8 protein-coding genes are annotated in these 11,164 nt (G+C 45.3%); 2 read left to right on the top strand and 6 right to left on the bottom strand.

What is annotated here, in order from left to right:
* The 6 genes from LDL35_RS11155 to LDL35_RS11130 all read right to left on the bottom strand — a co-directional run.
* The coding region (locus tag LDL35_RS11155) for an ABC transporter transmembrane domain-containing protein (protein WP_304022436.1) at positions 1-726 on the bottom strand (726 nt) is incomplete at its 3' end.
* A complete protein-coding gene (locus tag LDL35_RS11150; protein ID WP_304022434.1) occupies positions 723-2,456 on the bottom strand; it encodes an ABC transporter ATP-binding protein/permease in 1,734 nt (577 codons plus the stop codon). The genes LDL35_RS11155 and LDL35_RS11150, both read right to left, overlap by 4 nt.
* Positions 2,457-2,843: 387 nt before the next feature.
* Positions 2,844-4,598, bottom strand: a complete 1,755-nt coding sequence (locus tag LDL35_RS11145) for an ABC transporter ATP-binding protein (RefSeq protein ID WP_304022432.1) — start codon at positions 4,596-4,598, stop codon at positions 2,844-2,846.
* Positions 4,595-6,430 carry an ABC transporter ATP-binding protein/permease gene (locus LDL35_RS11140; protein ID WP_304022430.1) on the bottom strand — a complete coding sequence of 612 codons (1,836 nt, stop codon included), beginning with the start codon at positions 6,428-6,430 and terminating at the stop codon, positions 4,595-4,597. Before LDL35_RS11140 ends, LDL35_RS11145 begins: the two co-directional genes overlap by 4 nt.
* Complete coding sequence (locus LDL35_RS11135; protein ID WP_304022429.1) at positions 6,431-7,258, bottom strand: ABC transporter ATP-binding protein; 828 nt, start codon at positions 7,256-7,258, stop codon at positions 6,431-6,433. It abuts the gene before it with no gap.
* Complete coding sequence (locus LDL35_RS11130) at positions 7,252-8,340, bottom strand: iron ABC transporter permease (RefSeq protein WP_304022428.1); 1,089 nt, start codon at positions 8,338-8,340, stop codon at positions 7,252-7,254. Before LDL35_RS11130 ends, LDL35_RS11135 begins: the two co-directional genes overlap by 7 nt.
* A 145-nt stretch (positions 8,341-8,485) precedes the next feature.
* Here LDL35_RS11130 and LDL35_RS11125 point away from each other — a divergent pair, with 145 nt between their 5' ends.
* Positions 8,486-9,766 carry an ABC transporter substrate-binding protein gene (locus tag LDL35_RS11125; protein ID WP_304022427.1) on the top strand — a complete coding sequence of 427 codons (1,281 nt, stop codon included), beginning with the start codon at positions 8,486-8,488 and terminating at the stop codon, positions 9,764-9,766.
* Between the two features lie 37 nt (positions 9,767-9,803).
* A complete protein-coding gene (locus LDL35_RS11120) occupies positions 9,804-11,009 on the top strand; it encodes an MFS transporter (RefSeq protein ID WP_304022425.1) in 1,206 nt (401 codons plus the stop codon).
* The last annotated feature ends 155 nt before the right edge of the window (positions 11,010-11,164 follow it).

Genomic DNA, 11,164 nt, shown 5'->3' with positions numbered 1-11,164 from the left:
GACATATGACCGCTGTTCTTTCCGGTATTCCAGAACCATCCGGATTATTGCCTCAAGTCTGTCTTTTCCTCTTCCAAATGCAAGGATTTCCCATATACCCTGGACGCTGTCGATGAGAAAACTCCCCATGTTGGCAAGGAACAGCCTGAGATGATCTCCTTTCTTTTCATTCATCCTGATAGCAAGAGTCGGAATAAGAGCCGTCATAATAAGGAATATCAGAAGAATTCCTGCAAGTGACGGATGAATAAACAAAAGGCCACAGAGAACAATCAACGGCACCAGAACTGCAACAACAATCTGGGTCAGCGTATGAGCAAAAAAGAGTTCCAGTATTTCGATATTATTAATCGCTACCGAAACAAGATCGCCGGTTCTCCGGGAGATAAAGATAGCAGGAGCAAGTGGATCTACTTTCCGGTATAACTGATTCCGGAGATCTGATAATACATGAAATGCTGCAATATGATTAAGATATGGCCCGAAGTACCCGCAAACTCCCCGTGCAAGGGCAAGAATCAGGATCGCTCCTCCTATTGGAAGAAGAGCGGAAGCGTTGCTCTGTTCTTTTGCAGTATAGATGAGAAAAACACCCAAAAGACCAATCCCGATCGTAATCAGTTGCTTTGTCGCATCACAGATCATTCCCGCTGCAAGAAGGCGGAGATGGGATTTCACAAGGCCGCTCAGCCTGATTAATTGCTGAAGTGGTGTTGCTTGAGTCATTCTGCACCCCCTACAATATCTCCCCCTACAGGAGCAGATTCAAGCATTCGCAGCTGGGCCTGAACCAGTCGGGCATAATGACCGCCAGACTTGAGCAGTTCTTCATGGGTTCCGGTCTCAACAATTCGTCCTTCATCCATAACCATGATCCGATCTGCCCTTTTTATTGTGGATAACCGGTGAGCAATGACAAGAACAGTCCGGTCTTTGCATAGTTTATCCAAAGCATTCTGGATTAGTTTCTCGCTCCCGGCATCAATGCTGGAAGTGGGCTCATCAAGGAGAAGAACAGGTGAATTCTTCAGAATTGCCCGTGCTATTGCAATCCGTTGCTTTTCTCCACCTGAGAGCCGGTTTCCCCGCTCACCGGTTATGGTATCATATCCTTCAGGAAGCCCGGTTATCCAATCATGAATATTGGCTGCATTTGCTGCTGCAATAATATCAGATTCCCCCGCTGCAGGATTTCCGATAAGGAGATTATTCCGGATAGTATCATAAAAAAGGTACGTCTCCTGTGAAACCAGGGAGAACTGTTCCCGAAGCTGGGTAAGTGGAAATGAATGAATCGGAGTGTCATCAAGATATATGCTCCCTTTCTGGGGATCATGAAACCGGTAGAGAAGATCGATAACCGTACTTTTCCCAACTCCTGAAGTTCCGACCAGGGCAACAGTTTCACCGGATTTTACGTCAAATGTCAGATTTTTTAAAACCTCACGGCCCGTTTCATATGAGAACGAAACGTCATTGAACCTGACAGCCGGAGGTGGTGTCCGGTGAACAGAAACCGGGATAACCGGAGCTGATACCACTGGTTCTTCTTCCATTATTTTCTCCAGGGTATCAAGTGCCCGTTTTCCATACAGGCTGTTATGGAAATGCTGGCTAAGTGCGATTACATGTTCATAAAAGATTGGTCCGACAAGGAGTACGGTCATGACCCCTTCAATGCCGAATTTTCCATATGAAAACTGAATACAGGCATACAAAAGGGCAAGCCCATACCCCAGGTATGGAACAACATCACAGACATAATGAACCCCAAAAAATATTTTAAGGGCTTTAATGTATGTTTCCTGCAATTTTTGTGCTTTTTTATGCAGTAATCCGGCACGATGGTCACTGAGACCAAACATCTTCAGAGTGGTCAGTCCCTGCAGACTTTCTGCATAATATGAACTCAGGTCATGGTAATCCCGCCAGATGTCCAGTTTTTCATTCCATGAGAGTTTATATGACATGGCTACCGAAAAGGGAACAAGCGGAACAAATACGAGAAGGATGAGTGCTACCGGAAGGTCCAGCATAACGGAGAATGCAACAAAAAGAATACCTGGCACGACAAAACACAGGACCAGACAGGGAATAAAAAACCCGACATATTGCTCAAGGGTATCAACCCCGTCGGCTATTGTTGCAGCAACAGAGCCGGAACTTTTATGTTCTGTGTATGCCGGCCCGAGCCTGAGCAGGTGTTCATAGACTCGTGTGCGAACCGAGAGTTTCATCAGGTCCGATGTTCTTTGTGCAGAAATATCCCGGAGGGCTTCTGCACCGCCCCGTATCATGAAAAGAAGGATCATACCACCGATGACCGGAGCAAGGCTCATCAAAGGATCTCCATTCATAACCCCGGCGATGAGCATACTTACCAGAAAGAGCATGCCAATATTCGTTCCTGAACTGATTAGTCCGGCAAAGGTTGTAACTGCCATACTCTGACTCATCCCTTCTGCCAGATGGAAAATTCTCCGGTCAAAAAGAGCAGTGGTGAGCCAAGATATCAATGAGATATTATCATCTTTCAGTAATTCTACCATAATTAAATAATTCCTTTAAAAATTTTACCTGCAATTCCATTCGTTTCCATTTAAGGATAATGAAAGAAGAAAAGGCCAGTCCCGGTGACAATATCTAATATTTCGGATTAATTTTTCAGAATGCCGATCCTGGTTATCAGATTTACAATTTCTTTTCATCTTTTCCTTTCTCATAATGGATATTCCAGTGATGAGACATCGCTGAACGCATTTTTCAGAATACCCAATTCTCACACATCTCCCTCATTTGGTCGTCCATTGCACCAGGTGTATGTTTCAAACAAAAGCATCATGTCAGATCTCCTGTGCCTTGATCAAAGAGGTATATACCTGGTTTAATCGGATTAATTCCTCATGTGTTCCCCGTTCAACTATCTTTCCTTCCCTGAGGACCAGAATCTGGTCGGCATGCATGATAGTGGAAAGACGGTGGGCGATAATGAGCACCGTTCTTCCCATACTTAATTCCTTCATAGCCTCTCGTATCTCAAGTTCTGTACAGGTATCTAGGGCGGAAGTTGCTTCATCCATGATCAATATGGGTGCATTTTTCAAAACAGCCCGTGCTATGGCGATTCGTTGTCGTTCACCTCCGGATAGTCTGATTCCCCGTTCACCGACTATCGTATGGTATCCATTCGGAAGAGAACAGATAAACTCATGAATCCGGGCAAACAAAGCGGCTGCCATCACTTCTCCGTCTGATGCATCAGCCCGGCCAAGCCTGATATTTTCCATGATAGAAGTGTTGAGGAGGAAAATATCCTGCGTAACCATCGCCACCATATTCCGGAGATATGAAAGGGAGAGGGTACGGATATCATACCCTCCAACCCGGATAATTCCCTGAACAGGATCCCAGAATCGCATGATCAGATGTGCAATCGTTGTCTTCCCTGCTCCTGTCATGCCTACGAGAGCAACGGTCTTTCCCATGGGAACATCAAATGAGATATCCTGTAAAACATCAAATGAGATATCCTGTAAAACATCAACATCTGTATCAGAATACCGGAATGAAACACCATCAATCGAGATCGACGGTTGAAACTCGTCTGGACAGACAGGCTGTTCAGGTTCAGTAACATGGGGCTTTAAGTCCATCAGGTCATAGAGTCGTTTTGCCCCGGCAAGGGTCAGACCGAGTTGTTTTGATATTTCAATGACATTCGCCATCGAGCTGAACCCTACTGAAGCAAATAAGACTACAATCGGAAGGTAAAGTGGATCGATAGATCCTGCAACAGTCAGGAGTGACGAGTCTGCCAGGAGTGAAATTATTCCTCCGGAAAGGAGCAGAATGTATATCGCGGTAATAATCGAATTCTTTTGAACATATACGCCGTACTCTTCCTGGTAGGCATCATTCAGGTCCATTACCTGATTATATCTGAATGATGAACGTGAGAATGCAAGGATCTCCCGAATCCCCTGCACACTGTCAATGAGAAATGCATGGATATCGCCAACCAGCACACGAAGCCACTCCCCCCGTTCGTTATTCAAAGACATTGCAAGACTTGGAAGAGTAAGTATCAGGATCGTGAAGATTCCATATATTACTGCGATATGTGGATGGATAGAAAAGAGCGATACAAAGACCAGGATGGGGATGACGATTGCAGTTATCAGCGGAGCGATAGTATGAGCAAAGAAGAGTTCCAGCGTTTCAATATTATTCCCGGCAACAGAAACCATATCACCGGTTCGGCGATGCATCAGTATTGCAGGAGCAAGTGGTTCTATGATGCGGTAGAACTGGTCCCGAAGATCTGCAAGCAGCCGGTATGCACCGATATGGCAGAGATATGGGCTCAGGTATCCAAACACTCCTCTGGAAACCGCCAGAATACAGATGAGCACCCCGATGGGGATAAGAACTGAAGGATCCGCTCCTTCCCGTGCCATCCGTAACAGATCGACACCCAATAACCCGATAAGAAGGGTTACCCCGTATTTCAGAATCTCAGCGAGAACTCCCAGACTTATGATCGGTATCTGTGGGATAATAACTTTGAAGAGTCGGAAAAATGCGGTTCTTCCCCTCATGATACACTCCCTCCCTGATGTGAAATCGCTGCTCCCCCGGCAAGATCCTGGGCCTTTACCAGTTCTGCATATCTGCCATGGTGCTGTATCAGTTCCTCATGGGTTCCTGACTCAACAATACTTCCGCCTTCCATGACCAGAATCCGGGTTGCATCCCGTATCGTGGACAGGCGGTGAGCGATGACCAGGACCGTCCGTCCTGACTGGAGGGTTCGGATACCATCCCTGATATGCCGTTCACTCTCTGCATCCACACTTGCAGTGGGTTCATCAAGAATCAGAATCGGTGCATCTTTGAGTATTGCCCGCCCGATTGCAATCCGTTGTCTCTCACCTCCGGAAAAACGTAATCCACGTTCCCCGGCAATAGTATCTAACCCCTGGGGCAACGATTGGATAAAATCATCAAGGCGGGAGATTTGGACTGCCTTCTCAATATCAGCATCATTCGCATCAGGGTTTCCAAAGAGAAGGTTGTTTCTCACGGTATCATGGAACAAATACGTATCCTGTGAGACCAGGGAGAGATGACTCCGAAGCAGATCAAGAGGAATTGAACGAATCGGCAGACCACATATCTCGATCTCACCCTGTTCTGCATCATAATACCGGAAGAGTAAATCAACAATCGTACTTTTTCCTGCTCCGGAGGCGCCGACCAGGGCAACCATTTCACCCTCCTGTATGGAAAACGAACAGTGATTCAGGACCGGACGGCCAGGTTCATATGAAAAAGACACATCAGAAAACCGGATCGACCATGGACGGGGAAGGGAGGGTATTGGTGTATTCTCTGGTTCTTTGATGCTCGGGTCACTTGTAATGAGTGAAAGAATGGATTGAATGGTACTCTTCGCATTTACACTGTTATGATAATACTGGCCCAGATGAATGATATGCTCAAAGAAAACCGGACCGAGTAAGAGGACAAGCATGACCTGTCCGGTCTGCATATATCCACTACTCAATTGTATGCAGACATAGAGCATGGCAGCACCATACCCAAGATACGGGATCATATCTGTTATCAGACTGACCAGGAGACCAATGCGAAGACGCCTGACATAGGTACTGCTTAACTGCTCTGCCTTTTTTCGTATCTCACCGGCTCGGGAAACATGCTGATTGAATAATTTCAGGGTAGGTAATCCCTGCAGGCTTTCGGTATAATAGGAACTGAGTGCCTTGTAATCCCGCCATACATCTGTTCTTTTCACCCTGCTCTCCCGGTTTGATATCATGATTGCGAGAGGAACCAGAGGTACAAAGACGAGTAGAATACATGCCGTTATGGTATCGATTAACAATGCAAATGCAATAAAAAGGTAGAGTGGGACCAGCATGCAAAGCAGGATGTAAGGTATATAATATGCAACATACTGCTCCAGCTGCTCTGTTCCATCAACAAAAACAGCCGCTATAGATCCGGAATCTTTCTGATCTGTGTATGCTGGACCTAAGGAGAGAATTTTCTGATAGAGCAGTGATCGCAATGATCGCTTCATCAGACCGGCGGTATCGTGAGCTGAACGTTCCCGATAGACTTCAGATATGACCCGGAGCAGGAGCATACCTCCCATTGCAACGATAACAGGTGACATGGTACCGGGTGATTGCCCCTCAATAAGTCCGGAAATGAAAATACTTACGTAAAACAGCAACAGAATCGAGGCTACAGAGCTCAAAAGAGCAGCAATGAAGGTCCGGACTACCCGAATCTTCAGGCCGGGTATCAGACGGATAAACCTGAAATCAATACAGAGTGATGCAACCTGATAAAGGAGTGACTCATCCCCGATGTCCCGGGGACAGAGGTTTTCTGCATGAGACATTCAGGCCGGTATCTCCATGCTGACTTCTGCTTTGTAATCATCCGGATGAAAATGCCCGTATTCCACCGGTCGAATCGGAACCACGTGAGGTTTTCCATGAACTGAAATGATCTCTGCTTTTACTCCATACACCTCTTCAATCATTTCCGGAGTATACAGGTCCACCGGGCTTCCGGCAGAAAAGATAACACCCTGCCGAAGCATTACCATTGAATCAGTATACCGGGCACCAAGATTCAGGTCATGTAACGCAATGATCGCTGACATATTCCGTTCTTTTACCAGATGATTGACAATTTCCAGAACTTCGAGCTGGTGTCTGATATCTAGGGCTGATGTTGGTTCATCAAGAAGGAGCACTTCCGGTTCCTGGCATATTGCCCGGGCCAGAAGGACCATCTGTTTCTGTCCTCCGGACAAACTTGAAAAATCCCTCATTGCCATATCCCCTATACCCAGACGTTCGAGAGCATTTGCAACCTTGTTAATATCCTCTTCACTGATTCTCCAGGCAGCATGAGGCCTTCTGCCCATCAGAACAGTTTCAAAGACAGTTGAGTCCATTGCACTGGTACCATGCTGCGGAACCAGTCCGATACTTTTTGCCAGATCAACCCGGGGCATAGTCAGAATGTCCTTCCCGCTTAATAGAATCGAGCCTTTTGGTTTTAATATGGTATCAATGCATTTAATGAGGGTACTTTTCCCTGATCCATTTGGTCCGATTAATCCGGTCATCTCTCCAGGTCCGATAGAAAAGGTGATATTGTGGAGAATATCAGCACCCGGATAACTGAAACTGACATCGTTAATTTCTAGATTTACCATAATTCTTTCCTCTTTCGCATAAAAAGAAACATAAAGAAGGGAACACCCACAAGGGCGGTCATAATACCCACTGGTAAAATCATTGGGGCAAGGATCGTTCGAGCAACGGTATCAGCACCCAGAAGGAGAATTCCTCCGACAAGGGCAGATCCTGGAATCACATACCGGTTATCTCCCCCGATAGCCATCCTTGTGATATGTGGGGAAACCAGCCCTACAAATCCGATGATTCCACAAAAAGCAGTGACTGAAGCGGTGAGAAGAGCAGCAAATATAAGTGTTCGCATCCGTACATGCTCCACATTTATTCCCAGGCTGTGAGCGGTTTCATCTCCGGCTCCTATAATGGTGAGATCTGATGCCTTGTAGATGAGATACGGGATGGCTATGACTGCAATGCAAAAAACAATAAAAACAGTCTCCCAATTGGCTACCGATACACTTCCCATCATCCAGAAGACCACGGCCTGTACCTGTTCGGCTGTTCCGAGGTATTGCATAAATGACGTAACCGCATCCAAAAGGAACATGATAGCAATACCAGCAAGAATTATCGCTTCCGGGGTCATTCCTTTACTTTTTGCAATGGAGTAAATGACCATGGTAGCAAGAAATGCACTTATGAATGCATTGAGGACCACACTGTATGCTCCAAATAATTTTAGCCCCCCGATGATTGCAAGGGATGCGCCCATCGCGGCAGCTGAAGATATCCCTAAGGTAAATGGTTCAGCAAGCGGGTTTCGAAGCACTCCCTGCAGTATTGCACCAGCTACACCAAGACTTGCCCCGCATACAATGGCCATGGATATTCTTGGGAGTCGGATATCCCATATTATTGTATTCGCAACAGATTCTGGTATTCCCATCCCGGGAAAAATGCCTGCAAATATTGTGGTGTATACCGTAACAAGATCCAGCTCATAGGATCCAAAAGATGCCGCTATCCCAACCAAAAATAGAATTCCAAATGAAACGGAGAGAAGAAACAGGACCTTTCGAGAATGATACCGATAATACGAGGATTGTATTTCAGACATTGAAGCATTACTTTGAGAATTTTCCGGGTTATGTTGACTCATGACCTCACAATACCTCAGGGATACCCCCTGATGATCGTTCATAGAAATGTGTTGGGATGCAATATTACTATTTTGAAATAAGGTATGAATGATTGTGCTATATTTAAATTTGATCATAACATAAATTGATAGGTAGTGATTTAGTATGAAAAAATGGTGTATCTATGGAGGAGTGCTCTTAACACTCCTCACTCTTTGTTGTCTGACGACTACAGGATCTGCATCAGGGATGGAATTTACCCTGTATATTTTTGGAAATGCGAATTCAGATATGAACATTGACCAGCAGGATATTGATCTTATCAACGAAATTGCCGCTGGAAAAACAGCATCCACTCCACTTGCAGATGCCAATCAGGATGGAAAAGTAGATAGTGCAGACGCTGAGCAGGTACAGAAGATCATCGATGGAACTGCGACAGAAATGTGGGTACAGGATGCCTTCAAACAACCAGTAAAAGTAAAGACCCCGGTACAAAGGCTCATTACTCTTGACCGGATGATCGCAGAAAATGCACAGGTTATCGGAGTCGGGGACAAGATCGTAGGAATTGATGAGAATACCGTAAACCGGGATATTATTCTTCCAACTATCAGCAAGCAAAAGAATCTGGGTTCTGCAGAAGAACCGGACATGGAAGCACTTATTGCTCTCAAGCCTGACCTGATTGTGAATAATCAGTATTTTGATGAAGGACTGATGAAAAAATTACAGGAATCAGGCTTGACTCCGTTGGCTATGATTTACCATGGTGATATTCAGAACAGCCTTGGTTATTCGAAGATGCTTGGATATCTGACCGGTTCTCCATCAACTGCAGAAGAGTATGTCAACTGGATGGGAGGAACTCTCGGAAGCATTCATGACAAGGTAGCAGGATTATCTGAAGATGAGAAGACAAAAGTCATTTATCTGTACCCACGAAAGAACGGAGCTCTTGGAAGTGGTGGCAATGATTGTCCGACAATCAAGACATTACAGTTCCTCGGAGCAGATACCATGACCCAGAATACGAAAGATACCGCTGGAAAGATCATGGATACTGCGTCCTACTTCGAGATTGATCCAGAAGTGGTCATAGCGAAGAATCCGGAAGCTATTGTTATGGAAGACATTGATGAAGCACTCGGATATGGGTATACTGACAAGAATGCGGCCCAGGCAGAACTTGATCGCATAAAGAGCAGACCTGGATTTGATAAACTTGATGCGGTCAAGAATAACAAAGTCTATCTCCTTGATGTGAATATCGTCTCACACAGCAACTGTCTTGGAGCCTTATACATGGCAAAAGCTCTCTATCCGGATCAACTTTCTGATATTGATCCTTATGCAATCCATCAGGAGTATGTAGATCGGTTCCTGAAAGTGCCGGGTCTTGATGTAAAGAAGGACGGGATATTCATCTACCCACAAATCTCATAATCTCCTTTTTCCCTTATTTTTTTGAGAGATTTCATCCATGGTAACAGAATCTAAAAAGAAGATTTATTCTAGTATCGGGGGGCATTTCCTGGTAGATCTCTACTCACCATTTCTGCCCATCATTCTTCCGGTCCTGATTACTAATATGAATCTCTCATTTTTTCTGGCAGGATTTATGGTAACTACCTATAATGTGACATCATCATTAGTTCAGCCGGTTGCAGGGCTGTTCAGCGACAGGACTGGAAAAAAGGTACCCATATGGATATGCGTACTGCTATCAAGTGCCGGGATATCCCTCGCAGTCCTGACAAATAACTATCTTCTTATGCTGGCCCTGGTTTCAGGTGCAGCACTTGGGAATGCACTGTTCCACCCGGCAGCGATGGAATCAGTGTATCGGCTCAGTCCAATAGAGAAGAGAGGTATATTTAACTCGATCTTTACAACAAGTGGAAGTATCAGTTACTCAATAGGCCCACTCATCGCTGGAGTAATGATAACCTTCTTCGGGCTATCCAGCATCGCATGGCTGGTAATTCCTGGGATACTGGGAGCAGTTTGGATCTATTCTGTTGATAAAAAATTCAATACTTTAGTATCTGCTCATTATGAGAGGAAAAAGCCAGTATCAAAGCAGAAAAAGGAGAGATACTGGTGGGTTCCTGCCGGTCTTGTGGTATTTCTCTGTTCTCTTCGAGCCTGGACTTATGTTGGAATAATTACCTACCTCCCGGCTCTCTTAATCCTCGGACAGCATGGTATGGACACTATAACCACATCACTTATCGTCACAATAATGCTTTTTATAGGTGTTGCCGGCCAGATTGCCGGAGGATATCTTTCAGACAGATATGGGCGGAAAAATATGCTGGTGTTCGGCTTTGCAGCTGCAGTTCCCTTTTTTTGTCTTATCTTTCTAAGTCAGGGATGGCTGATGTATAGTGGTATCTTTATGTACTCATTCTTTGCATGTTTCTGTTATGTCACCTCGGTCACTATGATGCAGGAACTTCTGCCTGATTCCGTAGGGTTTGCTTCAGGTCTTACCTTAGGTCTTTGTGTGGGGGTTGGGGGTATCGGAGCAGCGATCATCGGCTGGGCTGCTGATAATATGGGTTCCCTTCCGGATGCGATGTTTCTCATGATAATTCCAACCGCATTATCGCCGATTCTTGCGTTGTTCATCAGATACCCTGATCAGAGAAGGATACGGGGCAGGGATGCTGACCTACCTGAATGAACGTATTGCTCATGATCATCACAAAAATGGTATCCTATTATCTCCGCTGGAGCAGGGCATCTGTATTCAGATTAAAGTATCATATATACGGAGAACATATCTCTTCTTTCCAACATATCACTGCAGGTTACCGTCCGCGTTGGAGATTTATTCAC

Origin of the sequence: Methanospirillum hungatei (genome assembly GCF_020216685.1) — an archaeon.
Lineage (GTDB): Archaea > Halobacteriota > Methanomicrobia > Methanomicrobiales > Methanospirillaceae > Methanospirillum > Methanospirillum hungatei_B.
The sequence above is the reverse complement of the archived record's forward strand: the minus strand, read 5'-3'. Positions and strand labels throughout refer to the sequence as shown.

Excerpts from the sequence above, each read along its gene's own strand:
- LDL35_RS11150 (WP_304022434.1), bottom strand. The coding sequence starts at position 2,456 with ATGAGTCAGAGTATGGCAGTTACAACCTTTGCCGGACTAATCAGTTCA.
- LDL35_RS11145 (WP_304022432.1), bottom strand. The coding sequence starts at position 4,598 with ATGAGGGGAAGAACCGCATTTTTCCGACTCTTCAAAGTTATTATCCCA.
- LDL35_RS11140 (WP_304022430.1), bottom strand. The coding sequence starts at position 6,430 with ATGTCTCATGCAGAAAACCTCTGTCCCCGGGACATCGGGGATGAGTCA.
- LDL35_RS11135 (WP_304022429.1), bottom strand. The coding sequence starts at position 7,258 with ATGGTAAATCTAGAAATTAACGATGTCAGTTTCAGTTATCCGGGTGCT.
- LDL35_RS11130 (WP_304022428.1), bottom strand. The coding sequence starts at position 8,340 with ATGAGTCAACATAACCCGGAAAATTCTCAAAGTAATGCTTCAATGTCT.
- LDL35_RS11125 (WP_304022427.1), top strand. The coding sequence starts at position 8,486 with ATGAAAAAATGGTGTATCTATGGAGGAGTGCTCTTAACACTCCTCACT.
- LDL35_RS11120 (WP_304022425.1), top strand. The coding sequence starts at position 9,804 with ATGGTAACAGAATCTAAAAAGAAGATTTATTCTAGTATCGGGGGGCAT.